At 72.2% G+C, this 23,766-nt stretch carries 23 protein-coding genes; 8 read left to right on the top strand and 15 right to left on the bottom strand.

What is annotated here, in order from left to right; translation table 11 throughout:
- Positions 1–40: 40 nt before the first annotated feature.
- From msbA to HQN59_RS26755, 3 genes are read left to right on the top strand one after another with little or no spacing between them, the layout of a single operon-like run.
- Positions 41–1,789, top strand: a complete 1,749-nt coding sequence (gene msbA, locus HQN59_RS05995; protein WP_176067060.1) for a lipid A export permease/ATP-binding protein MsbA — start codon at positions 41–43, stop codon at positions 1,787–1,789.
- Complete coding sequence (locus tag HQN59_RS06000; RefSeq protein ID WP_176067062.1) at positions 1,786–2,376, top strand: peroxidase-related enzyme; 591 nt, start codon at positions 1,786–1,788, stop codon at positions 2,374–2,376. The genes msbA and HQN59_RS06000 overlap by 4 nt, the downstream gene beginning before the upstream one ends.
- Positions 2,373–3,494 carry a glycosyltransferase family 9 protein gene (locus HQN59_RS26755; RefSeq protein ID WP_176067064.1) on the top strand — a complete coding sequence of 374 codons (1,122 nt, stop codon included), beginning with the start codon at positions 2,373–2,375 and terminating at the stop codon, positions 3,492–3,494. Before HQN59_RS06000 ends, HQN59_RS26755 begins: the two co-directional genes overlap by 4 nt.
- Positions 3,495–3,541: 47 nt before the next feature.
- Here the strand turns inward: HQN59_RS26755 and HQN59_RS26760 are convergent, their stop codons facing one another.
- From HQN59_RS26760 to HQN59_RS06050, 9 genes are all read right to left on the bottom strand, one after another.
- The gene (locus HQN59_RS26760; protein WP_176067066.1) at positions 3,542–4,714 is read right to left on the bottom strand and encodes a glycosyltransferase family 9 protein; all 1,173 of its coding nucleotides are present in this window, start codon (positions 4,712–4,714) and stop codon (positions 3,542–3,544) included.
- Entirely contained in the window at positions 4,711–6,192 is a 1,482-nt protein-coding gene (gene rng / locus HQN59_RS06015; protein ID WP_176067068.1) for a ribonuclease G, read from the bottom strand. Before rng ends, HQN59_RS26760 begins: the two co-directional genes overlap by 4 nt.
- 69 nt (positions 6,193–6,261) lie before the next feature.
- Positions 6,262–6,897 carry a Maf family protein gene (locus HQN59_RS06020; protein WP_176067070.1) on the bottom strand — a complete coding sequence of 212 codons (636 nt, stop codon included), beginning with the start codon at positions 6,895–6,897 and terminating at the stop codon, positions 6,262–6,264.
- Complete coding sequence (rlmH, locus tag HQN59_RS06025) at positions 6,897–7,364, bottom strand: 23S rRNA (pseudouridine(1915)-N(3))-methyltransferase RlmH (RefSeq protein WP_176067072.1); 468 nt, start codon at positions 7,362–7,364, stop codon at positions 6,897–6,899. The genes HQN59_RS06020 and rlmH overlap by 1 nt, the downstream gene beginning before the upstream one ends.
- 49 nt (positions 7,365–7,413) lie before the next feature.
- Entirely contained in the window at positions 7,414–8,238 is an 825-nt protein-coding gene (gene rsfS, locus HQN59_RS06030; protein ID WP_176067074.1) for a ribosome silencing factor, read from the bottom strand.
- Positions 8,239–8,820: a nicotinate-nucleotide adenylyltransferase gene (gene nadD / locus HQN59_RS06035; protein WP_342451132.1), complete on the bottom strand. Its 582-nt coding sequence runs from the start codon at positions 8,818–8,820 to the stop codon at positions 8,239–8,241.
- The gene (gene hemF / locus HQN59_RS06040) at positions 8,817–9,749 is read right to left on the bottom strand and encodes an oxygen-dependent coproporphyrinogen oxidase (RefSeq protein WP_176067076.1); all 933 of its coding nucleotides are present in this window, start codon (positions 9,747–9,749) and stop codon (positions 8,817–8,819) included. Before hemF ends, nadD begins: the two co-directional genes overlap by 4 nt.
- 20 nt (positions 9,750–9,769) lie before the next feature.
- A complete protein-coding gene (purD, locus tag HQN59_RS06045) occupies positions 9,770–11,095 on the bottom strand; it encodes a phosphoribosylamine--glycine ligase (RefSeq protein WP_176067078.1) in 1,326 nt (441 codons plus the stop codon).
- Between the two features lie 27 nt (positions 11,096–11,122).
- Positions 11,123–11,851 (bottom strand): YebC/PmpR family DNA-binding transcriptional regulator, encoded by a 729-nt coding sequence (locus HQN59_RS06050; RefSeq protein ID WP_176067080.1) that lies wholly within the window; start codon positions 11,849–11,851, stop codon positions 11,123–11,125.
- Between the two features lie 86 nt (positions 11,852–11,937).
- On the opposite strand from HQN59_RS06050, the gene HQN59_RS06055 reads away from it, so the two are divergent.
- Together HQN59_RS06055 and HQN59_RS06060 are read left to right on the top strand one after the other, a co-directional pair.
- The gene (locus HQN59_RS06055; protein WP_176067082.1) at positions 11,938–13,536 is read left to right on the top strand and encodes a helicase HerA-like domain-containing protein; all 1,599 of its coding nucleotides are present in this window, start codon (positions 11,938–11,940) and stop codon (positions 13,534–13,536) included.
- A gap of 148 nt (positions 13,537–13,684) precedes the next feature.
- Positions 13,685–15,226, top strand: a complete 1,542-nt coding sequence (locus tag HQN59_RS06060) for a flagellin N-terminal helical domain-containing protein (RefSeq protein ID WP_176067084.1) — start codon at positions 13,685–13,687, stop codon at positions 15,224–15,226.
- 65 nt (positions 15,227–15,291) lie between these two features.
- Here HQN59_RS06060 and HQN59_RS06065 read toward each other — a convergent pair whose 3' ends face one another.
- Genes HQN59_RS06065 through HQN59_RS06075 form a run of 3 tightly spaced genes read right to left on the bottom strand, consistent with a single transcriptional unit; the run spans position 15,292 to position 18,594 of the window.
- Positions 15,292–16,080 carry a molybdopterin-binding protein gene (locus HQN59_RS06065; RefSeq protein WP_176067085.1) on the bottom strand — a complete coding sequence of 263 codons (789 nt, stop codon included), beginning with the start codon at positions 16,078–16,080 and terminating at the stop codon, positions 15,292–15,294.
- On the bottom strand, positions 16,077–16,979 hold the full coding sequence (locus HQN59_RS06070) for a cytochrome b/b6 domain-containing protein (protein WP_176067087.1): 903 nt from the start codon (positions 16,977–16,979) through the stop codon (positions 16,077–16,079). The genes HQN59_RS06065 and HQN59_RS06070 overlap by 4 nt, the downstream gene beginning before the upstream one ends.
- 58 nt (positions 16,980–17,037) lie before the next feature.
- Positions 17,038–18,594, bottom strand: coding sequence for a M14 family metallopeptidase (locus tag HQN59_RS06075; RefSeq protein WP_342451133.1), 1,557 nt, complete (start codon positions 18,592–18,594; stop codon positions 17,038–17,040).
- 22 nt (positions 18,595–18,616) lie between these two features.
- Here HQN59_RS06075 and HQN59_RS25995 point away from each other — a divergent pair, with 22 nt between their 5' ends.
- Entirely contained in the window at positions 18,617–19,090 is a 474-nt protein-coding gene (locus HQN59_RS25995; RefSeq protein ID WP_246294706.1) for a hypothetical protein, read from the top strand.
- A 143-nt stretch (positions 19,091–19,233) separates the two neighbouring features.
- Here the strand turns inward: HQN59_RS25995 and HQN59_RS06080 are convergent, their stop codons facing one another.
- Complete coding sequence (locus HQN59_RS06080; protein ID WP_176067091.1) at positions 19,234–19,578, bottom strand: hypothetical protein; 345 nt, start codon at positions 19,576–19,578, stop codon at positions 19,234–19,236.
- A 145-nt stretch (positions 19,579–19,723) separates the two neighbouring features.
- Between HQN59_RS06080 and HQN59_RS06085 the strand changes: the two genes are divergently transcribed.
- A complete protein-coding gene (locus HQN59_RS06085; RefSeq protein WP_176067093.1) occupies positions 19,724–21,556 on the top strand; it encodes a glutamine--tRNA ligase/YqeY domain fusion protein in 1,833 nt (610 codons plus the stop codon).
- 130 nt (positions 21,557–21,686) lie between these two features.
- Positions 21,687–21,980, top strand: a complete 294-nt coding sequence (locus HQN59_RS06090; protein ID WP_176067095.1) for a hypothetical protein — start codon at positions 21,687–21,689, stop codon at positions 21,978–21,980.
- Positions 21,981–22,041: 61 nt separating this feature from the next.
- Here HQN59_RS06090 and HQN59_RS06095 read toward each other — a convergent pair whose 3' ends face one another.
- Both HQN59_RS06095 and HQN59_RS06100 read right to left on the bottom strand, forming a co-directional pair.
- The gene (locus HQN59_RS06095) at positions 22,042–22,902 is read right to left on the bottom strand and encodes a PEP-CTERM sorting domain-containing protein (RefSeq protein WP_176067097.1); all 861 of its coding nucleotides are present in this window, start codon (positions 22,900–22,902) and stop codon (positions 22,042–22,044) included.
- A 124-nt stretch (positions 22,903–23,026) separates the two neighbouring features.
- Complete coding sequence (locus HQN59_RS06100; protein ID WP_176067099.1) at positions 23,027–23,764, bottom strand: class I SAM-dependent methyltransferase; 738 nt, start codon at positions 23,762–23,764, stop codon at positions 23,027–23,029.
- Between the last annotated feature and the right edge of the window lie 2 nt (positions 23,765–23,766).

Here is a 23,766-nt window from a genome sequence, read left to right on the forward strand (position 1 = left end):
CCCACAGCGGCGGGCGCGCCGAGCCGCGTCACACGCGCCGATGAGCAACCCGCCCAAGCTCGACCGCCGCGGGCTCCTGGAGCGGCTGCGTCGCGTCGCCCCGTTCTTCGCCGGCAGCAAGCGCGGGCTGGTGCTCGCGCTGGTCGGCTCGGTCGGCGGCGCGCTGACCGAGCCGCTGATCCCGATGCTGATGAAGTGGCTGCTCGACAACGGCTTCCGCACCGGCGGCGTGCCGCTGTGGGCGGTGCCGCTCGCGGTGATCGGGCTCACGGTCGCGCGCGGCTTCGCCGGCTTCGTCGCGCAGTACGGCATGGCGTGGGCCGCGAACCTGGGAGTGATGCAGATGCGCCGCGCGATGTTCGCGCGCGTGCTCGACGCCGAACCGACCCTCTTCGCACGCCATGCGGCGAGCAACCTGATCAACACCCTCACCTACGAGGTGCAGGGCGGCGCCAACCAGCTCGTCTACGCGCTGCAGAACCTGGTGCGCGATTCGCTGACGCTGGTGGTGCTGCTCGCCTACCTGATCTACCTCAACTGGCAGCTCACGCTGATCGTCGGCGTGCTCCTGCCGGCGGTCGCCTTGGTGATGCGCTACTACAGCCGGCGCCTGCACCGCTTCACGGTCGAGGCGCAGGGCGCGACCGATCAGCTCGCGTACGTCGTCGAGGAGAACGTGCTCGCCTGGCGCAGCGTGCGCCTGCACGACGCGCAGCCGCAGCAGGCCGGCCGCTTCGCCGCTCTGAGCGAGCGCCTGCGCCGCGTGTCGCTGAAGGCGGTGATCGCTGCGGCGACGATGACCCCGCTGACCCAGGTGCTGGCGTCGACCGCGCTCGCCGCGGTGATCACGGTGGCGCTCTGGCAGAGCGGCAACGACTCGGGCGCGACCGTCGGCGGCTTCGTCGCCTTCATCGTCGCGCTGACCCAGCTGATCGCGCCGATCAAGCACCTCTCGGAAGCGTCGGTGCCGATCACGCGCGGCCTCGCGGCACTCGATCGCGGCGTGACGCTGATCGACACCTCGTCGTCCGAGACCAGCGGCAGCCACGACCCCGGGCGCGCGCGCGGCCACATCGAGCTGCGCGGCGTGAGCCTGCACTACCGCGACGACCAGCCGGCGCTCGACCGCGTCGACCTCGACGTGCAGCCGGGCGAAACCGTCGCCCTCGTGGGGCCGTCGGGCGCCGGCAAGTCGAGCCTCATCAACCTCTTGCCGCGCTTCTTCGAGCCGACTGCCGGCGTGGTGCTGCTCGACGGCGTGCCTCTTCCCGACTGGAACGTGCATGCCCTGCGCCGCCAGTTCGCGCTGGTGAGCCAGGACGTCGCGCTGTTCAACGACAGCGTCGCCGCGAACGTCGCGCTCGGCGCCGACGTCGACACCGACCGGGTGCGCGCCGCGCTGCAAAGCGCCAACCTGCTCGACTTTGCCGAGGCGCTGCCGAACGGCATCGACACCGTGGTCGGTCACAACGCGAGCGAGCTCTCCGGCGGCCAGCGCCAGCGCCTCGCCATCGCGCGCGCGATCTACAAGGACGCGCCCATCCTGATCCTCGACGAGGCGACGTCGGCGCTCGACTCCGAGTCCGAGCGCCTGGTGCAGGAGGCACTCGAGCACCTGATGCAGGGCCGCACCAGCCTCGTGATCGCGCACCGCCTCTCGACGATCGAGCGTGCCGACCGCATCGTGGCGCTCGAATCCGGTCGCGTGGTCGAGCACGGCACGCACGCGGAACTGCTGGCCGCGGGCGGCCTCTACGCGCGCCTGCACGCGCTGCAATTCAGGGGATGAGAATGGACCGACCGATCAGCCGCTACGCGGTGCCCGACTTCGCCGACGTACCCGACGACGTGCGCGAGAAGATCCTCGCGGTGCAGCAGAAGGCCGGCTTCGTGCCGAACATCTTTCTCGCGCTCGCGCATCGGCCCGACGAGTTCCGCGCCTTCTTCGCGTATCACGATGCGCTGCTGCTGCGCGAGTCGGGGCTCAGCAAGGGCGAGAAGGAGATGATCATCGTCGCCACCAGCGCGGCCAACGGGTGCCTCTACTGCGTGGTCGCGCACGGCGCGATCCTGCGCGTCTACGAGAAGAACCCGCTGATTGCCGACCAGGTCGCGGTGAACCATCGCAAGGCCGACATCACGCCGCGCCAGAAGGCGATGCTCGACTTCGCGATGAAGGTCTGCCGCGACTCGGCGGCGGTCGACGATGCCGACTTCGCGGCGCTCGCCGCAGCTGGGTTCGGCGCGGACGACGCCTGGGACATCGCCGCGATCACCGGTCTCTTCGGGCTCTCGAACCGGCTCGCCAACGTGGCGTCGATCCGCCCGAACGACGAGTTCTACCTGCTGGGCCGCGTGCCGCGCGAAGGCCGGTGAGCGCGGCGCCCGCCGCACTGGTGCGCCTGGCCCGGCACGCGGTGACGCAGCCGGTCGAGCCGCCGGTGCCGAACGACGACGCAGGCCTCTACGCGCGCAAGGGCCCGTGGCGGCTCGCGTTCCGCGCCGCGCGCCGGCGCGGCGAAGTGGCGGCAAGCGGCCAGGCGGCGTTCGAAACCTCGCGCATCGACCCGGCGTGGCGGCGCGCGGTGTGGTTTCATCCGGAGATGCCGCAGATCGGCGACTCGCTGCTCGACCTCGCGCCGCGCAGCCTGCTGGTCGAGCACGGCATCGCCGTCGACGTGGTGCTGCCGCGTGCGCTCGCCGGCGTGTACCGCGGCGATGGCTGGTTCCGTCGCGTGATCGGCCCCGACGAGCCGTTCGGCGCGATCGATCACGACTTCGCGATCGTCGACAGCCGCGGCTGGAAGGCGCTCGCGCCCAAGCGCCGCATGGCGCCGCGGCTGCCGTGGGTATCGGTGCGCGGCGACTACCTGGCCTACGACTACCAGCGCGGGCTGCTCGCAACGCGTCGCTTCGCCGACCTTCTCGGCGTGCGCCTCGACGCGGCGGCCGAGCACCGGCACGCGCGCCAGAAGCTCGACGTCCCGGCGTCGCCGGCGCTGGCCGAGGCCGCCGCCGGACGCATCGCGATCACGCTCGGCGGTGTGCAGCCGCACCGCGTCTATTGCGGCTGGCCCGACGTCGCGCGCGCCCTGGTCGCGCGCGGCCATCGGCGCATCGCGCTGCTCGGCAGCAGCAACGGCGCCGCGCTCGCGCACGCGGTCCGCGCCGCGCTCGCCGGCGGCGACGCCGACGTGCTCGACCTCGTCGGCAAGACCGACATCGCCGTTACGCGCAACGCGATGGCCGCGAGCGCAGCGGTCCTCGCGGTCGACGGCGGCCTGATGCATCTCGCCTGCACGACCGAGACGCCGATGCTCGCGCTCTTCGACGCGACCAGCCTGCCGGTCTGGCGCGTGCCGCCCGACTTCGACGGGCGCACGCTCGTCTCGGCGAGCGCGGACGTCAACGGCATCGCGCCGGGGGCGGTGGTCGACGCGGCGCTCGCGCTGTTCGACGCGCGCGGCATCGCGCCCGACACCGCGCGCGACTGAGCAGGCAGCAGCGTTCGGTGGCACACGCGGCACGCGCGGGGCTTCGCCTACCGCCGCAGCACCGCCCTCGCCTCGGCGATCACCTGCGCCGGCGCGAGCGCGTCGAGGCACGCGCTGTGGCTCTCGTCGTGGCCTTCGCAGCCGCGTCCGGCGCACGGCACGCACGCGCCGGGGCCTTGCATCAGGATCACGCGGCCGCGCCGCTGCGGCGCGTCGCTCTGCATGGCGTAACGTCGATCGATCGGCAGCGCGGCGTCGAGCGGACCCCAGCGCATCGGATTGGTCGGACCAAAGAGCGCGATCGTCGGCACCGAGCACGCGGCCGCGAGGTGCGTCACCGACGTGTCGGTGCCGATGTAGAGCGCGCTGCGGCCGAGCAGCGTCGCGAGCTGTCCGAAGTCGAGACGACCGCAGACGTCGAGAACGCGCGGCGGCGGCGCGATCTGCGCCATCTCGGCGACGGCGCGCCTGTCGTTCGCTGAGGGGCCGCCGGTCAGCACCACCTGATGGCCGTCGGCGACCAGCGTGGCGATCAGCTCGCGGAACGACTCGACCGGCCACGCCTTGTAGCGCCACATCACCGGCACGTGGACGACGACCGGCATCGCCGCGAGCAGCGCGTCGATGTCGGCCGGCAACGGCGCGGCGGGCGGTGGCACGACGGTGATCGCCGGCGGATCGGGTGCGAGCGGCGGCGTCGCGAGCGCTGCGCCGGAGACCGTGGGGCTCGCCCCCTCCGCGTCACTCGGCGCATGGCGCCAGGGCTCGAGCAGCCACAGGTTGTCCTCCGCCGCGTGCAGCCGACCGGCGTCGCCGGCGATCACGACGGCGTGTTTCAGCAGCAGGCGCTTCCACCACGTCGTGCCCGGCTTCGGCCCGATCAGCCCGGCACGCAGCCGCGCGGCGACGAAGCCGTAGAAGTGGGCGCGGTCGTTGGGCTGGGTGACGAGCGCGAGGTCGTACGCGCGCCAGAGGCCCCGCTCGGTCGCGAGACGCAGCGCCGAGCGGCCGCCGCTGCCGGGCGGCGTCTCGATGAGCCGGCGCACGTCGGGGTTGCCTTTCAGCATCCCCAGCGTGCCGGGAAAGCCGAGCACGTCGATGGCCGCCTCGGGCCAGAGCGCGCGCGCCTCGCGGATCATGGGCGTCGTCAGCAGCACGTCGCCGATCTGGCGCGTCGCGACGACGAGGTTGCTGCGGACCTGCGGCCGCGGCGCGGTCACAGCAGCACGATGTCGTACTGCTCGGGCGAGCCGAGCGGCTCGGCCTGCAGCGAGATCGGCTTGCCGATGAAGTCCGAAAGGCCCGCGAGGTGCTGGCCTTCCTCGTCGAGCAGCATCTCGACGACGGAGGCCGAGGCGACGACGCGGAACTCCTTCGGGTTGAACTGGCGCGCCTCGCGCAGGATCTCGCGCAGGATGTCGTAGCAGACCGTGCGCGCGGTCTTCACCTCGCCCTTGCCGTGGCACGTGGGGCACGGCTCGCACAGCATGTGGGCGAGCGACTCGCGGGTGCGCTTGCGGGTCATCTCCACCAGGCCCAGCTGCGTGAAGCCGCTCACCGTGACCTTGGTGCGGTCGCGCGCGAGCTGCTTCCTCAGCTCGGCGAGCACCGCGGCCTGATGCTCCTCGCGCTGCATGTCGATGAAGTCGATGATGACGATGCCGCCGAGGTTGCGCAGGCGCAGCTGGCGCGCGATCGCCTGCGCCGCCTCGAGGTTGGTCTTGAAGATCGTGTCGTCGAAGTTGCGCGCGCCGACGAAGCCGCCGGTGTTGACGTCGACCGTGGTCAGGGCCTCGGTCTGATCGATGATCAGGTAGCCGCCCGACTTCAGGTCGACACGGCGCAGCAGGGCCTTGGCGATCTCGTCGTCGATGTTGAAGAGGTCGAAGATCGGGCGCTCGCCGGCGTAGTGCTGCAGCTTGCCGACGGCGCCCGGCGTGTACTCGCGGCCGAACTGCAGCAGCCAGTCGTACTGCTGCTTGGAATCGATGCGGATCGACTGCGTCGCGTCGTCGACGAGGTCGCGCAGCACCCGCTCGGCGAGCGTCAGGTCCTGGTGCAGCAGCGTCCCTGGCGGCGACTTGAACGCACGCTCGCGCACCGCGGCCCAGGTCTTGCGCAGGTAGGCGATGTCGTCGGCGAGCTCGGCATCGGTCGCGTCAGCGGCGTTGGTGCGCAGGATGAAGCCGCCATTGGGTGCGTCGCCGCCGTGCGCGAGCGCCTGCATCCGCGCGCGCAGCTGCTCGCGCAGCTCGTGCGAGCCGATCTTCTGCGAGATCCCGATGTGGTCGTCCTGCGGCAGGAAGACCAGCAGCCGGCCGGCGATCGACACCTGCGTGGAAAGGCGCGCGCCCTTGGTGCCGATCGGGTCCTTGATCACCTGCACCGTGAGCGCCTGACCCTCGAACACCAGGCGCTCGATCGGCGTCTGCGGCGCGCCGGGCGACGCGTGGTCGTTGCGCGGCGTGACGCCGTTGACCTGCACGTCGGCCACGTGCAGGAACGCGGCGCGCTCGAGGCCGATGTCGACGAACGCCGACTGCATGCCCGGCAGCACGCGCGCGACCTTGCCGGCGTAGATGTTGCCGACCAGCCCGCGTTCGAGCGTGCGCTCGATGTGCAGCTCCTGGACCGCGCCGTTCTCGACGATGGCGACCCGCGTTTCCTGCGGCGCCCAGTTGATCAGGATGTCTTGCATCGAGGCGAAGGCGATTGACGCTGAGCGGGCTTGTGGAGGTGTTCTCGCGAGCCCTTGCGTGGCGCCCGGTCAGCCCGGCGCGGGCGACCCGATCGCGACGCCGGCGGCGCGCAGCAGCTGCGCCGTCTCGTACAGCGGCAGACCCATGATACCGGTGTAGCTGCCGTCGATCCGGTCGATCCAGGCTGCCGCGGCGCCCTGGATCGCGTACGCGCCGGCCTTGCCGAACGGCTCGCCGCTCGCGATGTAGCCGGCGATGTCGGCGTCCGTCATCTCGACGACATGAACCTTCGAGACGCTGACCGCAACCCACTCGCGACGCCCTGCCCCGATCGCGACCGCGGTGATCACGCGATGCGTGCGGCCGGCGAGCGCGCGCAGCGTGCGCGCGGCGTCGTCGGCGTCCGCGGGCTTGCCGAAGATGCGCCGACCGAGAGCGACCGTGGTGTCGGCGCAGACGATCGGCGCGGGCGGCGCGCCGATCCGGCGCAGGCGCCGATGCGCCGCTGCGAGCTTGGCCCGCGTCACGCGCTCGACGTAGGCATCGGGGCGCTCGCCGACGATCTCGTGCTCGAGCGCCTCGGCGTCTTCGTGCGGCTCGGGCAGCAAGGGACGGTGCGCAACGCCGAGCTGGCGCAGCAGCTCGGCCCGACGCGGGCTCTGCGACGCGAGATAGACGAACGCGGCGGGCTCGCGACGCGCCATCACTCGCGGTGGTACGGATGGTTGACCGTGATGCTCCACGCGCGGTAGAGCGCCTCGGCGGCGAGCACGCGTGCGAACGCGTGCGGCAGCGTCAGGTCGGACAGGCGCAGCGACTCGTCGGCGCTCCCCTTCAGCGCATCGGCGAGGCCGTCGGGGCCGCCGATCAGCAGCGCCACGTCGCGCCCGTCGGCCAGCCAGCCGGTGAGGCGCGTTGCGAGCTGGCGCGAGGTGACGCGGTCGCCGTGCTCGTCGAAGACGACGCGGCGCACGCCGCGCGGCAGGGCTGCCTCGATGCGCGCGCTCTCGGCCGCCATCAGCTGCGCCGCGGTCCGGGTGTCGCGGGTCTCGGCCTTGACCGCCTTCAGCTCGAGCCGCAGCTCGGGCGGAAAGCGCTTGGCGTACGCCTCGAACGCGGTGTCGGCCCACGCCGGCTGGCGCTGGCCGACCGCGACCAGGAGGAGCTTCACACCGATGCCGCGCAGGCGCCGCGTCGCTGCGACGCGGCAGGCGCCGGGCTCACGCGCTGCGCGAGGTCTTGCGGGCAGCGCTGCCGGCGCCGGTCGCGCGCTTTCGCGTCGCGCCGCTGCCTTCGCCGGCCGCGCTGCGGCTCGCCTTCTTGGCGGTCGCACCCTTCACACCGGTGACGCGGGTGACGGTGCCGCGCGAGCTCGCCGGCATGGTCTTGCGCGCCGGTGCCTTCTTGGCGGGCGCATCGGCAGCGGCACTGCGGCGGGTCGACGCGCGCTTGGCCGGCGCCGGGCTGGCGTCGGCGCTCTCGGCGCTGACGGCGCGCTTGGGGGTCGGGCCGTCGAGCGCGGCGCGCTTGGCCGGCGTGCTGCGCGACGAACTCGCGCGCTTGGCCGGCGGTGCGGCCTCGCCGCCGGCGGCCTCGCCGGCTTCTGAGCTGGCGGCACGCCGGCGACTCGTCTTCTTCGCGGGCACGGCTTCGTCGTCGTCGTCGCCACCCTCGGACGCCTTGACGAGTCGCGGCGTCGCCGAGCCCAGCTTCAGCTTGACCGGCTTTTCGCCCCACAGCTCCTCGAGGTGGTAGTACTCGCGGATCGGCGGCTGCATGACGTGGACGACCGCCTGACCGCAGTCGACGATGATCCACTCGCCGTTGCTCTCGCCTTCCATCCGCGGCACCGGAAGCCCCGCTTCCTTGACCGCCTCGCGCACGCTGGTCGCGAGCGACCGCGTCTGCCGGTTGCTGGTGCCCGACGCGATGATCACGCGTTCGAACAGCGGCGACAGGTGCTCGGTGTTGAAGACCACGATGTTCTGGGCCTTGACGTCCTCCAGACCATCGACGATGGCGCGTTGCAGCTTGCGGATGTCCATTCAGCTCCTGTAGAGATGGCGTCGCTCGATATATTCCGCAACGGCCTCGGGCACGAGGTCGTCGATCGGCTCGCCGGCCGCGGCGCGACGCCGCACCTCGGTCGACGAGATGTCCATCATCGGCAGCACGACCGCCTGATGTCGAAAGTCCGCCACCTGCGGGTTGATGGCAACCGACGCGCCCGGCCGGTTGGCGACGACCATCGTCACCAGGCCGAGCAGCTCGCGCCAGTCGCGCCAGGTGTGGAGCGTGGCGTACTGGTCCTGGCCGAGGATCAGGAACCAGTCGGTGCCGGGGTTGGCGGCGTGCAGCTCGCGCACCGTGTCGAGCGTGAAGCTGGGGCCGCGGCGGCGCAGTTCAATGCGGTCGAGCACGAACCGCGGCTCGCCCTCGATGGCCAGCCGCACCATCGCCTCGCGATCGGCTGCCGGCGCGAGCTCGCGCGCCTTCTGCCACGGCAGCCCGACCGGAATCCAGCGCACCTCGTCGAGCGCCAGCTGGTCGAGCGCCTGCCGCGCGAGCGCGACGTGTGCGTGGTGGACCGGATCGAAGCTGCCGCCGAACAGGCCGACGCGTTTCACTCGGCGGCCTCGGCGGCCCAGTCGCGCGGGCGCAGAAAGTCGGTGTACAGGCGCGCCTCGGGCGAGCCCGGCTCGGGCTGCCAGTCATAGCGCCACGCCGCCAGCGGCGGCATCGACATCAGGATGCTTTCGGTACGGCCGCCCGACTGCAGTCCGAACAGCGTGCCGCGGTCCCACACCAGGTTGAACTCGACGTAGCGACCGCGCCGGTAGGCCTGGAAGTCGCGCTCGCGCTCGCCGTAGGCGAGGCCGCGGCGGCGCCGCACGATCGGCAGGTAGGCGTCGAGGAAGGCGTCGCCGACCGCCTGCATCAGCGCGAAACCGTTGTCGAAGCCGCCCTCGCGGTAATCGTCGAAGAAGATGCCGCCGATGCCGCGCGGCTCGCCGCGGTGCTTGAGGAAGAAGTACTCGTCGCACCAGCGCTTGAACGCCGGGTAGGCGTCGGCGCCGAACGGCGCAACGGCGTCGCGGTTGACGCGGTGGAAGTGGCGCGCGTCGTCGTCGAAGCCGTAGATCGGCGTGAGGTCCATGCCGCCGCCGAACCAGGCGACCGCCGCGCGCCCCGACCCCGTCGGCGGCAACGCAGCCAGCATGCGCACGTTCATGTGGACGGTCGGCACGTACGGGTTGCGCGGATGCAGCACCAGCGACACGCCGAGGGCCTCGAACGGCGAGCCGGCGAGCTCGCCGCGATGCTGGGTGGCCGAACCCGGCAGCTCGGGGCCGCGCACATGCGAGAAGCCGACACCCGCGCGCTCGAACACGGCGCCGCCCTCGAGGAGGCACGAGATGCCGTCGCCTTCGAGGCGGCCGCCCGGCTCGCGCGCCCAGCGATCGACGACGAACGCCATGCCGTCCTCGGCCTCGAGCGGGCCGACGATGCGGCGCTGCAGCCCCAGCAGGTAGTCGCGGACGAGTCGCGGGTTCATCGCTGCATGCGGCACCGGCGTCAACGCTTGATCGCCAGGTGGCCGATGTCGCGCCGCGCCTGCGCGCCGTCGAAGTGGATGCTGCGCACCGTCTCGTAGGCGCGATGCTGGGCGAGCTTCACCGAGTCGCCGAGCGCGGTGACGCAGAGCACGCGGCCGCCGCTGGTGACGACGGTGCCGTCGCGTTCGGCGGTCGACGCGTGGAACACCTTGCAGTCGGCGGCGTCGGCGGGCAGGCCCGAGATCGCGTCGCCGGTGCGCGGGCGCTCCGGGTAGCCGCTCGACGCCATCACCACGCCGAGCGCCGAGCGGCGGTCCCACTGCAGCGCGATCTCGTCGAGCGCCGGCGCCGAACCCGTCGGCGCGGTCGCGCTCGACAGCACGTCGACGAGGTCGGTCTTGAGGCGCATCAGGATCACCTGCGCTTCAGGGTCGCCGAGCCGCGCGTTGAACTCGACGACCCGCGGGTGACCTTCGGCGTCGATCATCAGGCCGACGTACAGGAACCCGGTGAACGGCGTGCCGTCGGCCGCCATGCCGTCGATCGTCGGCAGCACGATGTCCTGCATGACGCGCGCGTGCACGTTCGGCGTGACGACCGGCGCCGGCGAGTACGCGCCCATGCCGCCGGTGTTGGGCCCCCGGTCGCCGTCGAGCAGGCGCTTGTGGTCCTGGCTGGTGGCGAGCGGCAGCACCCGCGTGCCGTCCGAGACGACGATGAAGCTCGCCTCCTCGCCGGCGAGGAACTCCTCGATCACGACGCGGGCGCGCGGCACGTCGTCGCCAGCGCGGCGCGCCGGGGCGGCCGGCGCGGCGCTGGTCGCCTCGGCGCTGCCGAGCATCGCGTCGATCGCCGCGTGCGCCTCGTCGCGCGTCATCGCGACGACGACACCCTTGCCGGCGGCAAGGCCATCGGCCTTGACGACGATCGGTGCCGGCGACGCGTCGACGTGCGCGTGCGCCAGGGCGGCATCGTCGAACGTGCGGTAGGCCGCGGTCGGGATGCCGTGGCGCTGCATGAAGTTCTTGGCGAACGACTTCGAGCTCTCGAGCTGAGCCGCCGCGCGCGTGGGCCCGAAGATGCGCAGGCCGCGCGCGCGGAACAGGTCGACTGCGCCGGCGGCGAGCGCCGCCTCGGGGCCGACCACGGTGAGCGCGACCTTCTCGCCCTTGGCGAACTCGACAAGCTTCGCGAGGTCGGTGATCGCGACGTTCTGGATCTGCGGCTCGGCGGCGGTGCCTGCGTTGCCGGGCGCGACGAACACCTTGTGCACCTTGGGCGACTGCGCGAGCTTCCAGGCGAGCGCGTGCTCGCGCCCGCCGCTGCCGATGACGAGGACCTTCATGCGCGCCGCACCGCGCGCCGATTCGCGCTACGCATCCTGCAGCTCGGCGTTGTGATAGACCGCCTGCACGTCGTCGAGGTCCTCGATGACGTCGATCAGCTTCTGCATGCGGGTGGCGTCGTCGCCGCCGAGCTCGACGCTGTTCTCGGGCCGCATCGTCACCTCGGCGACCTCGGCGACGAAGCCGGCGGCGGCGAGCGCCGCCTTCACCGCTTCGAACGCGCCGGGCGCGCACAGCACCTCGATCGCGCCGTCGTCGTCGGTGACGACGTCGTCGGCGCCGGCGTCGAGCGCGACCTCCATCAGCTTGTCTTCATCGGTGCCCGGCGCGAACACGAACTGGCCGACGTGCTTGAACTGGAACGCCACCGAACCTTCCGCGCCGAGGTTGCCGCCGTACTTGCTGAACGCGTGGCGCACCTCGGCCACGGTGCGGACCCGGTTGTCGGTCATGCAGTCGACGATCAGGGCCGCGCCGCCGATGCCGTAGCCCTCGTAGCGGATCTCCTCGTAGTTGACGCCTTCGAGCGAGCCGGTGGCCTTGTCGATGTTCTTCTTGACCGTGTCGGCGGGCATGTTGGCGGCCTTGGCCTTCTCGACCGCCAGCCGCAGGCGCGGGTTCATCCCGAGGTCGCCGCCGCCCTGGCGCGCAGCGACCACGATCTCGCGGATGATCCGCGTCCAGATCTTGCCGCGCTTCTCGTCCTGCCGGCCCTTGCGGTGCTGGATGTTGGCCCACTTCGAATGCCCGGCCATATGCTCCCTTGCCACCGCGCCTGGCCCACGGCCGAGGACGGTTCGTTGTTCGATAGACTGCAATTTTACGTGCGAGGGTGGACCGCATGGCCGAACCGATCCTGCTCGCTCGCCATGACGGCGTCGAGTGCCTGCTGCTCCCGGAAATGGCGAACCGGCACGGCCTCATCACCGGTGCGACCGGGACCGGCAAGACCGTCACCCTGCAGCGCCTGGCCGAGAGCCTGAGCGCGCTGGGCGTCGCCGTCTTCATGGCCGACGTGAAGGGCGACCTCACCGGCATCACCCAGCCCGGCAGCATCAGCCCCAAGCTCGCGGCGGTGCTGAAGGACCGCGGCATCGAGCCTCCCGCGCCGGCGGCCTGCCCTGCGACGCTGTGGGACGTGTTCGGTGCCGACCCGGCCGGGGGTCAGGGCCACCCGGTGCGGGCCACCGTGAGCGACATGGGCCCGCTGCTGCTCGCCCGCATGCTCGGCCTGAACGACACGCAGCAGGGCGTGCTGCAGATCGTCTTCAAGGTCGCCGACGACAACGGCCTGCTCCTGCTCGACCTCAAGGACCTGCGCGCGATGCTGCAGTACGTCGGCGACAACGCCGGCGAGCTGAAGACGCAGTACGGCAACGTGAGCGCGGCCAGCATCGGCATCATCCAGCGCGGCGTGCTGCAGATCGAGGCCCAGGGCGGCGACCGCTTCTTCGGCGAGCCGATGCTCGACATCCAGGACTTCCTGCAGACCGCGGCGGCGCCGGCGGGCGGGACGCCGGGCGCGGCCTGGGGCGTGGTCAACATCCTCGCCGCCGACCGCCTGATGCAGAGCCCGCGGCTCTACGCGACCTTCCTGCTGTGGATGCTGTCGGAGCTCTACGAGCAGCTCCCGGAGGTCGGCGATCTCGACAAGCCCAAGCTGGTGTTCTTCTTCGACGAGGCGCACCTCCTGTTCAACGACGCGCCGAAGGCGCTGGTCGAGCGCATCGAGCTCGTCGTGCGGCTGGTCCGCAGCAAGGGGGTCGGCGTCTGGTTCGTCACCCAGAACCCGCTTGACATTCCCGACACCGTGCTCGGCCAGCTCGGCAACCGCGTGCAGCACGCGCTGCGTGCGTTCACCCCGCGCGACCAGAAGGCCGTCAAGGCCGCAGCCAGCACGATGCGCGAGAACCCGCAGCTCGACGTCGAGGCGGCGATCACCGAGCTCGGCGTCGGCGAGGCGCTGGTCAGCCTGCTCGACGCCAAGGGTCGGCCGAGCGTCACCGAACGCGTGTTCGTGGTGCCGCCGGGCAGCCGCATCGGCCCGATCACGCCGGCCGAGCGCGCCGCGCTCATCAGCGGCTCGATCGTCGCCGGCGTTTACGAGAAGACGGTCGACCGCGAATCGGCGTACGAGAAGCTGAAGGGGCGTGCCGAGGCAAGCGCGGGTACGCCACCGGCGATCGGTGGCACGGCCGTGCCCGGCAGCGGCGGTGTCGCGCAGCCTCCCGCCGGGGGTGGCGACGGCTCGGGCGTCTTCGGCGGCCTCAAGGACGTGCTGTTCGGCAGCACCGGGCCACGCGGCGGCCGCCGGGAAGGCATCGCCGAGGCGGCCGCGCGCTCGGCCATGCGCACCATCGGCTCGACGGTCGGCCGCGAGATCGTGCGCGGCGTGCTCGGCGGGCTGCTCGGCGGCGGAGCCAAGCGCAGCCGGCGCTAGGCCCGGGGCGCCGCGCGCCAGCCCGTCGCGGCCGAGCGCAGGCGCTCAAGCCGGACCACCCGCAGCCGATAGCGACGAGGAGGGCCGGATCGGCATCCGCAAGGGGCGGATGACGAGGTCTTCGCACGCCCGAGGTCGCCGCCGGACGATGCCGTCCACGATCAACACTAATCTCGCCTCGCTCGCCACGCAGCGTCACGCCCAGCGCACCGAACAGGCGCTGGCGACGACGATCGCGCGGCTGGCGACCGGGCTGCGCATCAACGGCGCGCGCGACGACGCCGCGGGGCTCGCGATCGCGGATCGCTTCACGGCGCAGATCCGCGGGCTCGACCAGGCCGCACGCAACGCCAACGACGGCATCTCGCTGGCCCAGACCGCCGAAGGCGCGCTGTCGAGCATGGGCGGCATGCTGCAGCGCATGCGCGAGCTGGCGGTGCAGTCGGCCAACGGCACCTACTCGTCGGCCGAGCGCGCCGCGCTGCAGCTCGAGGTGGCGAGCCTGGGTGCCGAGATCGACCGCATTGCCAACGCGACGACTTTCAACGGCAAGCCGCTGCTGACCGGCGAGCTGGCGAACGAGCAGTGGCAGGTCGGCAGTGAAGTCGGCCAGACCGTCCGCTTCGGCGTCGCGGCCTCGCGCCTTTCGGACCTCGTCGCGGTGCAACTGACGGTGCCGGGCACGCCGACGAGCAACGAACTCCGCACCGCGACCGGCAACGGCACGCTCGGCGCCGCCAAGCTGTCGGCGAACTTCGACGACCGCAACAACTTCACGGACGGGGGATCGACGACGATCACCGGCAGTCTGGGCTCGGCGGTGATCACCCTCGGCGTGGCGCCCAACGACTCGGCCGACCTGATCCGCGACCAGATCAACCTGCAGACCGGCGCCACCGGCGTCATCGCGACCGCCGCGACCACGGCGACGCTGACGTTCGCGAGCCCGCCGGCGTTCGTCGGGTTCATCCTCGACGCGCCGAACCACGCGCTCAACTACGCGGTCGTGATGGGGTCGCCCAACGGCAGCGACTACACCCCGCTCGCCGACGCGATCAACGCCGCGACCGTGGCGACCAAGGTCACGGCGGTGGCGACGGCCAATGGCCTGGTGCTGACCAACACGACCGGCGAGGACATCCGCATCGGCTCCTACACCGGGTTCGGCGGGGTCGCCATGTCGGTGACCGGCAGCGGCGGCGCGGCCGTCACGCTGACCTCCGGCGGGCCGCTGAACGCGATCGTCGGCGGCGTGGTGTCGCTCACGAGCAGCTCGGGCCCGTTCACGGTCGCCACCGCGAGCGGGAGCGCCCTCTTCGGCTCGAGCGGCACCTTCTCGAGCACGCCCGTGGGCGGCGGTTCGGGCGTCGTCGCCGTGACGCCGACCATCGACATTTCCACCGCCGCCGGCGCGAGCAGCGCGATCACCACGATCGACCGCGCGATCGCCGCGCTCGACGAGCGCCGCAGTGCGCTCGGTGCGATGCAGAACCGGCTCGCCTCGGTGGTCGAGAACCTCGGCGCGAGCGCCGTCAACGCCGGCGAGGCGCGCAGCCGCATCGCCGACGCCGATTTCGCGGCCGAGACCGCGCAGCTCACGCGCTCACGAATCCTGCAGGACGCGGCGACGGCGATGCTGGCGCAGACCAGCGCCTCGGCATCGCACGTGCTGACGCTGCTGAAGGGCTGAGGCGAGCTGCAGCCGCCCTTGCCTGAGGCTACGGTACCGATCGAGCGCCGGCAGAACGTCTGCCTTCAGATCCCCGCGTACCACTCGTAGCCCTGGTCCTCCCAGTAGCCGCCCTTGCCGCCGCGCAGCTGGTCGAAACGCTCGACGAGCTCGATCGACTGCAGGTACTTGGCGTGCTTGTAGCCGAGCTGGCGCTCGACCCTCAGGCGCAGCGGCGCCCCGTTGCTGACCGGCAGCGCGCGGTCGTTGAGGTCGTAGGCGACGAGGGTCTGCGGGTGGCGCGCCTCGTCGAGGTCGATGCTTTCGTAGTAGCGCGAGTCGCGGCCCGGCGCCGGCGCGTCCATCGAGTCGTAGCAGCGGAACAGCACGTAACGCGCCGCCGGCAGCGGACGTGCCATGCCGAGCAGGTGCGCGAGCGGCACCCCGGTCCACTTGCCGATGCAGCTCCAGCCCTCGACGCAGTCGTGGCGCGTGATCTGGGTACGCGACGGCAGCGCGCGCAACTCGGCGAGCGTGAACGCCTGCGGGCGTTCGACCAGGCCGCCGATCGAGAGCCGATAGTCGGCGAAGGCCGCCGCGAGGTGCGCCTGGTAGTCGGCGTCGCGCGGCATCAAGGTGCCGTTGCTGCGGAACTGCGGTGCGATGTCCTCCGGGCCGAACTCCTGTGCCATCGCATGCGGCCCGACGAGTCCGCGGTGCACCGCACGGCTGAGGTGCTGCACGCTGCTCAGCACGCCGACCACCGCGGGCGTCTGCGACAGACGGTCGCAGCCGGTGAGCAGCGCGCTACCGGCGGCGGCGAGCGCGCCGCGCAGCACGCCGCGCCGGCTCGCGGCATGGCCGTTCTCGGTCATCGCGCCTCCCCGTGCCGATCGGCCGGCAAGGTGTACCAGCCGGTGACCATCGAGCGCAGCTGGTTCCAGACCCCGCTCACCAGCACCTCGAAGACATGGATCGCAACGAACACCACGAGGCCGACGGCGGCGAGGAAGTGAAGGCTGCGCGCCGACTGGCGGCCGCCGAGCAGGTCGACCCAGCCGGGCCACAGCGCATCGAGGCGCGGCGACATCGCGAGGCCCGCGATCACCACCAGCGGCAGCAGCCCGAAGATCACCACGAGGTAGGCGGTGTTCTGCAGCACGTTGTAGCGCCGTGCCGCGTCGCCGGTGGGGTGGCGAAAGCGCACGTGGTCCCAGATGGAGCGGCCGATCCCGCGCCACTCGGTGCGCGTGGGCAGCAGGTCGCGCCGCAGGTGGCCGCTGAAGACGGTGTAGAGCACGTATGCGATGCCGTTGACGACGAAGATCCAGGCGAAGAAGAAGTGCCACAGCCGGCCCATCGAGAGCCACTGGCCGCTCGGCACCGTCGCCCAGGCCGGAAAGCCGCGAACGGTGCGGCGCTCGCCTTCCATCGAGACGCCGAGCACGCCGTCGGTGACGAAGCGGCGGTCGCCGAGCGTCGTGACGCCGATCCACTCGTCGCCGCGCCGCTCGGCCGACAGCGCGAGCCACGGATCGGCGAAGTTCGAGTCGCGGCCCCAGTAGAGAGCCGGGTGCGCGTTGAAGATGGTGAGCCCGCTCATCAGCAGCATGGCAAGGCAGACCACGTTGATCCAGTGCATCACGCGCACCGGCAGGCGGTGGCGATAGAAGCGGCGTGCCGTCGGCGCGCCCTCCATCGAAGCGACGCGCTGCGGCCGTGGCGCGGGCGGCGCGCCGGCGGGCGCAGTGTCGGGACTCGGAACGACCTGCATGGGGTGTCTCCAGCTGCGGCCGCTCGACTCGCTCGCCGGCCAGCGCGGCGCCGCGCGGCTAGGGGATCGGGCTCATCCGCAGCTCGGGGCGGCCGAGCACGCGCGCCACGCTGGCCAGGCTGCTGATCAGACCATGGGTGACGAAGCTCACCGGGCTGTCGGGTTCGAGCGCGGCGACCACCAGGTTGGCGAGCGGCTGCTCGAGCGAAATGTAGTAGCTGCCGGCGGGTGCGTCGACCAGCGCACGCACCGTCTGGACCGACGGCATGTTCGCGCCCGCCGAGCCGATCGCGAGCACCGCGTCGACGCGGCGGCCGGGCTCGCGCGGCGCGTCGCGATAGCCCTCGGCGCGCAGCTCGCCGGCCTCGTCGACGCGCAGGATCTGCACGCCGAGCGCGCGCAGCCGCTCCGCCGCGGTCTCTTCGCGATCGTCGAGCCAGTAGCCGCACGGGCGCCGCCGCGTCTTCAGCGGCGTGAGGGCGAGCGCCGAGTCCCAGCCGACGGCAACCTTCTTGTCGGCGCCGGTCGCCGGATTGATCAGCGTGAGCTCGTACTCGCTCGGCGTCGGCGCCGCGTCGATCAGCACCTCGCCGCGGCACGCGAGCCCGGCGACGCGCTGGTCGACCAGCGCACGCAGCTTGACCAGCTCGTCGGCACGGTTCGCCGCGCTGGCGAGGATGCTGGCGAGCGCGGTGACGTGCGTGTGCACGCGCCGCTCGAGGTGCAGGGGACCGAGGCCGCGTCCGCGCGACTCGATCAACAGGCTCACCGCGTTGCGCAGGCCCTGCACGTTGCGCGCGCTGTCGGCTCGCGTGCCGCCCATCGCGACCTGGCGCTCGGCGCCGACCGGGCCTTCGTCCGGAAGCGTGTGATACCAGTCGAGCGCCAGACCCTCCAGAAGCATGCTCGCGATCAGCGGCTGCCGGAACCATTCCTCGGCGGCACGGGTGATGAACGGGTCGACGTTGGCCGTCGTCGCGAACTGGAACAGCGCGTCCGCCCGCGGCAGCGCGCCGAACGCCTCGAGCCAGCGGCCGAGCGCCGGGTACTCGTGGGCGTCGACGATGACGACCGGATCGAAGTGCTCGATCAGGCGCGCCTGCGCGCGCGCCTCGGATGTGCGCAGCAGCAGATGGTCGCGGTTCGCGTCGATGCCGTTCGCGGTGAGGCGCTGTCCCGCCTGGGCCGCGTCGGGATTGGCGCGCGGCAGCACCACGACGTTGATGCGATCCAGCAGCCGGCTGAGCGGCCCGGAGAGCAGTTGTCGGGCGACCACCAGCAGCGCCTCGGCCGGCGCGGGCTCGTCGCCGTGCTGCTGGCCGATCAGCAGCACCGTGGGGCGACGATTCGCCGCCAGTCCCGTCGTCGTGACGTCGGCCATGCCGACGCCGCGCGCCAGCACCAGCGCCTCGATCGGCTCGCCGCGCTGCGACGTGCCGGCCGCGACCACCGTCGCAAAGGTGCCCGACGCGGCGCTCGCCCCCTCGAGCTCGCGCAGGAACTCGGCGACCTCGCGGTTCGAGGTGTAGCGAGTCGCGCCGGGGGCGAGCCCCGGTGTCGCATAGACCGCCGACGGCGCCGGGAAGCGCGCCTGCACGGCCGGCAGCTGGAGCACCGCGGCAACCGGCGCGGTCTCGGTGACGCTCGGCGACGGCGGAACGACCGGTGCCGCACCGGCCGCCGCCGCCGGTGCCGCAGGCACGACGGACAAAGGCGCGGATGGCGCGTTAGCCGGCGCGGGCGCCGGCGCGGCGCTCGTCCCGCCGACGGGCGGTGCAGACGCCTGCAATGCCGTCGTCGGTGCAAGCGAGCGCACCGCCGGCTGCACGAGCGGCGTCGGCGCGCTGCCGGAAAGCGGTGCGGCGAGCGGCGGCGGCACGACCGCGCGCTCGGAGCTCGACGCCGCCGGCGTCTTCGCCGCCGCGCATCCGGCAAGCGCGACCATGAGGCCGATTTCGGCGAGCCAACGGGTGCGGGAGCGCGGCGCAAGGCCGCCGGCGCATGCACGCGTGCTGCGGGGTCGTCGGCAGGCAGGGCGATACCGCGCGCACGGGTGCATGAAAGGTGGTCGACTCGCGGCCCGCGATGTCGGGCCTCGCGGCGGATGGTAGCCGCGGCGCCGATCGAACGCCCGGAGACCGGGCTCGGCTCTTCGATCGGCTCGAACCCCGGCTGCAGTTCCGCGGCGCGGCGACTGGCGCGCGGACTCGACGGCTCGCGTGCCGGCGCGGCCGATCGCCGCGCCGAATACCGCTCAGTGCCGGTGGCGCCCGCGACCCCAGCCGCCGTCGCGCCAGCCGTCACGCCCGCGCCAGCCGTCATGACGGTGCCGCACGTACGGCGTGCTGTAGACCACCGCCGGCGCCGGGTAGTAGTACGACCGGTAGGCAGGCACGTGGTACACCGGCGCCGGCGCGTAGACCACCGGGGGCGGGGCGTAGTAGCCCGGTGCCGGGTAGTACACCGGACCGTTGCTCACGATGGTCTGCACCGGCGGCACCGCGATCCCCACCGACCAGTGCACGCCGCCGGCGTGCGCGGCGCCCGTCCCCAGCAGCGCGGCGGCGGCTGCCAGCCCGACGAACAAGCCCTTCTTCATCGCGTCACTCCTTCCGCTCGCTTCCGGAACGCTCGATTGGACGCCCGCCGCGCGGCCGCGGTTCCGGGCCGCAAGGTAAAGACAAGTGAAGCCGCGGCGACCGCGAACCTAGAATCCGCGCCCGCGCTGCCTGTCGACCGACCCCATGACCACGACTCCCGACGCCAAGCCGAGCAATTTCCTGCGCCAGATCATCGAGCGCGACCTCGCGGCCGGCACCTACGCGGACCGGCGCTTCGCCGGCTCGCCGGGCGACGCCGCGCACCATGCGGGCGGCCCGCTGGATGCCGCGCGCATCCGCACGCGCTTCCCGCCCGAGCCGAACGGCTACCTGCACCTGGGGCACGCCAAGAGCATCACCCTGAATTTCGGACTCGCCGAGGAGTACGGCGGGGTCTGCCACCTGCGCTTCGACGACACCAACCCCGAGAAGGAAGAGCAGGAATACGTCGATGCGATCGCCGAGGCGGTGCACTGGCTCGGCTTCGACTGGACCGCGCCCGACCCCGAGCGGCCCGGCACGCGCCGCGAGCACCGCTACTTCGCGAGCGACTACTTCGAGTTCATGTACCGCGCCGCCGAGGCGCTGGTCGAGGCGGGCCTGGCCTACGTCGACGAGCAGAGCGCCGAGCAGATGCGCGCCAATCGCGGCGACTTCTCGACGCCCGGGACCGACAGTCCGTTCCGCATCCGCACGCCGGCCGAGAACCTGGCGCGGCTGCGCGCGATGCGCGCCGGCGAGCTCGCCGACGGTGCCGCCGTGCTGCGCGCGAAGATCGACATGGCGAGCCCCAACATCAACCTGCGCGACCCGGCGCTCTACCGCATCAAGCGCGCGACCCATCACAACACCGGCGACGCGTGGTGCATCTATCCGATGTACACCTACGCGCACCCGATCGAGGACGCGCTCGAGGGCATCACGCACAGCATCTGCACGCTCGAGTTCGAGGACCAGCGCCCGTTCTACGACTGGCTGCTCGAGACGCTGTGCGACCTGGGGCTGCTGGCGCGGCCGCGCCCGCACCAGCACGAGTTCGCGCGCCTCAACGTGACCTATGTCGTCACCAGCAAACGCAAGCTCCGTCAGCTGGTGGAGGAAAAGCACGTCGACGGCTGGGACGACCCCCGCATGCCGACCCTCGTCGGGCTGCGGCGGCGCGGCTACACGCCCGAGGCGATCCGCCTGATGTGCGACCGCGCCGGCACCAGCAAGGCCGGCGGCTGGACCGAGTACGCCGCGCTCGACGCCGCGCTGCGCGACGACCTCGACCCGAAGGCGCCGCGCGCGTCGGTGGTGCTCGACCCGCTCAGGCTCAAGCTCACCAACTTCGACGCGGTGTTCGGCAGCCTCGCGCATCGCGAGCCCTGCCACGCGCCGGTCCACCCGGCCAAGCCCGAGATGGGGCGGCGCGACTTCGCGTTCACCAACGAGGTCTGGATCGAGCGCGACGACTTCATGGAGGTGCCCAGCAAGGGCTACTTCCGCCTGTTCCCGCCACGCGCCGGTGCGGACGGCTCGCCGCTCGCCGGCAGCCGGGTACGCATGCGCTTCGGTTACGTGGTCGAGTGCACCGGCATGGAGAAGGACGCCGACGGCCGCGTGACGGCCGTGCTCGCGGAGATCGTTCCGGACACCAAGAGCGGAACGCCCGGTGCCGACGCGGTGAAGGTCAAGGGCGCCATCACCTGGGTCGGCGTCGGCGACGCGCTGCCGATCGAGGTGCGGCTCTACGACCGGCTGTTCACCGATCCGCAGCCCGAGGCCGACGGCCGCGACATGCTCGAGGTGCTGAACCCTGCGAGCAAGAAGGTGGTCCACGGCTACGCCGAACCGGGTCTCGCGTCCGCGCAGCCCGGCGACCGGTTCCAGTTCGAGCGCCACGGCTATTTCGTCGCCGACCGCGTCGACCACCGCGCCGACCGCCCGGTGTTCAACCGCACGGCGACGCTGAAGGACACCTGGACGACGCGCTGATTGCGCGGCGGCGCGCCGGCCGAGCCTCGTTTTTCGAGGCGGCGTGGTTGCCGGCCGCACGCGCGGCAGCGGAACCCCGTCACCCCCGCCGCTGCAAGGCATCGCGGAAGGGTTTATGCTGCGCCGCAACATGAATACCGAACCGAGATTGGTGCTCGAGCTCGAGGACATCCTCGCCGAGCTCCACGCGGCGCGGCGCACCGGTGACCTGGGGCGACTCGTCCTGCTCAGCTACTTCCAGCTGCGCCGCTGGGCACGCGCAGCCGGTCACCAGATCCTCGCCTCGCGCACCAGCGATCTGTTCCTCGCCTGCCCGTTCGGTTCGCGCGACGACCTGCTGGTCGGACTCGACGCGCTGATCGACGAGGCCGAGCGTGCACGGGCACGCTACGAAGCCAGCGCGGCGAGCGTGGCCGCGGCCTGACCGCTCGGCCGGCGAGCGCTTATCCCTAGCGGCGCACCGCAGGAGGTGAGCGCCGCGAACCTCAGCGCCGGCGGCGCCGCGCCGAGAGGCCCGCCGCGCCGAGCGCGCTGAGCAGCAGCGCCGCACCGGCCGGCTCCGGAATGGCTGCCGTGGTCACGTCCTCGGCAGCGAAGAACTGCCCACGCACGAAGCTCTCGCCGGCGAATACGGTGCCCGGGGTCGCGAAGCTGCCGCCTCCGATGTTGGCGCCGGCGGACAGGAACGACCAGCTCCCGAACACGTCCCCGTTCGAGGTGCTCCGACGGTCGAGGGTCAGCTGGATCTGGTCGGCGCCGACGGGTGGCGCGAGCAGGCTCGCGCCGAGCGTCGTCACCGTATTGGCGACGAAGTCCTGCAGGATGTAGTAGACCTCGGGCCGCCCTGCGACGTCGTTGTAGCGCACGCCGAGCTGCACGAACTGCTGCGCGCCCGCCGCTGCGGCGTCGGTGAAGCGGATGCCGTAGGTGGAGAACATCGGCCCGGTCGGCACCACGAGCCCGAACAGCCCCGATTCCGACAGCACGTTGCCCAGCCCGAGCTGCGTGCCGCCGGCCGCGATGTCGGTCGGCAGCAGCGCGCCGACGATGCGGCGCGGCAGACCGACGGCGTTCGCGGTCGGCATGCCGAGATCGGTATTGAGGCGCAGGCGGCCGCCTGATTCCGAGCCCGCGGGCAGCGTGCCCTGCACGTTGTAGGTGAGCGGCGCGCCCGTCGAAAAGTTGGGTGCCGACGGCGGCGCAGCGCCGTCGTTGAAGGTGTCGTCGAAGACGACAACGCCGTCGCGGCTGATCGTGAAGCGATCAATCTCGACCACGATCGCCGCACTTTCGAACGAGGCGGCCACGGTGGCGCCCAGGACAAGAGTGCGCAGCAGAGTGCTCATGGAAACGCCTTCGGTAGTAGGGGACGCGCAGTTTGCCGCCCCAATTCGGAGCGCGTCAAATCGCCGCGACAGGCGGTAAGTGCGCGCCACGGCACGACCTGCGCCGCGAACGAACCAGCGTCCGTCAGCCTGCCTTGCGCGCGACCAGCAGCACGTTCGCGAACAGCGTGCCCTCGCTCATCGGCATCGTCTCCACCGCGAAGCCGAGCCGCTGCAGGCTCTCCCGCCAGGCGGCGAGAGGCCGGCAGTAGAGCTCGCCGAGACGATGGCCACGCAGCGTGGTGACGACGTGGTCGACCCAGTTGCTGATGCGGAACGGCAGCCCGGCGGCCGCGTCGCCGACCCGCAGCAGCAGCACGCCGCCGGGCGCGAGCGCGTCGTGCACGCGGGTCAGCACGTCGTCCTGCGCGGCGAATGGCACGTAGTGCAGCACGTCGAGGATCACCACCGCATCGCACCGCGGAAACGCCACCTTGCACATGTCGCCGGTGACGAAGCTGGCGCGCCCCATGGCCACCGACGGCGCGAGCGCGCGCTCGGCGCGCGCGGTGTCGTGTGCCATCAGCTCGATGCCGATCACGTGCTCGGGCTGCGGAGCGGGCGGCCAAGCGGCCGGCCATGCACCGCGCGCGGCCGCCTCGCGGGCTGTCTCGAGCCACGCGGTGAGCAGGCCCTGCCCGCAGCCGATGTCGACGATGCGCTTGCGGCCCGCGAGCAGGCCGCGCGCGAGCAGTTGCGTGAACGCCGGATCGCCGCCGAGCTTGCCGCGCGCGAAGTGCCAGGCGTAGCGCCCGGCCCCGCGATACGGCTCGGCCGCCGCGCCGACGAGCGCGCGCGCGAAGGAGGTCGTCGACCCGCTCATCG

Source organism: Rhizobacter koreensis, from assembly GCF_013366375.1.
GTDB classification, from domain to species: domain Bacteria; phylum Pseudomonadota; class Gammaproteobacteria; order Burkholderiales; family Burkholderiaceae_C; genus Schlegelella_A; species Schlegelella_A koreensis.

Bases quoted from the DNA above. Each gene is read 5' to 3' on its own strand.
- msbA (WP_176067060.1), top strand. From the start codon at position 41: ATGAGCAACCCGCCCAAGCTCGACCGCCGCGGGCTCCTGGAGCGGCTG.
- HQN59_RS06000 (WP_176067062.1), top strand. From the start codon at position 1,786: ATGAGAATGGACCGACCGATCAGCCGCTACGCGGTGCCCGACTTCGCC.
- rng (WP_176067068.1), bottom strand. From the start codon at position 6,192: ATGCAAGACATCCTGATCAACTGGGCGCCGCAGGAAACGCGGGTCGCC.
- HQN59_RS06020 (WP_176067070.1), bottom strand. From the start codon at position 6,897: ATGGCGCGTCGCGAGCCCGCCGCGTTCGTCTATCTCGCGTCGCAGAGC.
- rsfS (WP_176067074.1), bottom strand. From the start codon at position 8,238: ATGGACATCCGCAAGCTGCAACGCGCCATCGTCGATGGTCTGGAGGAC.
- hemF (WP_176067076.1), bottom strand. From the start codon at position 9,749: ATGAACCCGCGACTCGTCCGCGACTACCTGCTGGGGCTGCAGCGCCGC.
- purD (WP_176067078.1), bottom strand. From the start codon at position 11,095: ATGAAGGTCCTCGTCATCGGCAGCGGCGGGCGCGAGCACGCGCTCGCC.
- HQN59_RS06050 (WP_176067080.1), bottom strand. From the start codon at position 11,851: ATGGCCGGGCATTCGAAGTGGGCCAACATCCAGCACCGCAAGGGCCGG.
- HQN59_RS06055 (WP_176067082.1), top strand. From the start codon at position 11,938: ATGGCCGAACCGATCCTGCTCGCTCGCCATGACGGCGTCGAGTGCCTG.
- HQN59_RS06060 (WP_176067084.1), top strand. From the start codon at position 13,685: ATGCCGTCCACGATCAACACTAATCTCGCCTCGCTCGCCACGCAGCGT.
- HQN59_RS06065 (WP_176067085.1), bottom strand. From the start codon at position 16,080: ATGACCGAGAACGGCCATGCCGCGAGCCGGCGCGGCGTGCTGCGCGGC.
- HQN59_RS06070 (WP_176067087.1), bottom strand. From the start codon at position 16,979: ATGCAGGTCGTTCCGAGTCCCGACACTGCGCCCGCCGGCGCGCCGCCC.
- HQN59_RS06080 (WP_176067091.1), bottom strand. From the start codon at position 19,578: ATGAAGAAGGGCTTGTTCGTCGGGCTGGCAGCCGCCGCCGCGCTGCTG.
- HQN59_RS06085 (WP_176067093.1), top strand. From the start codon at position 19,724: ATGACCACGACTCCCGACGCCAAGCCGAGCAATTTCCTGCGCCAGATC.
- HQN59_RS06090 (WP_176067095.1), top strand. From the start codon at position 21,687: ATGAATACCGAACCGAGATTGGTGCTCGAGCTCGAGGACATCCTCGCC.
- HQN59_RS06095 (WP_176067097.1), bottom strand. From the start codon at position 22,902: ATGAGCACTCTGCTGCGCACTCTTGTCCTGGGCGCCACCGTGGCCGCC.
- HQN59_RS06100 (WP_176067099.1), bottom strand. From the start codon at position 23,764: ATGAGCGGGTCGACGACCTCCTTCGCGCGCGCGCTCGTCGGCGCGGCG.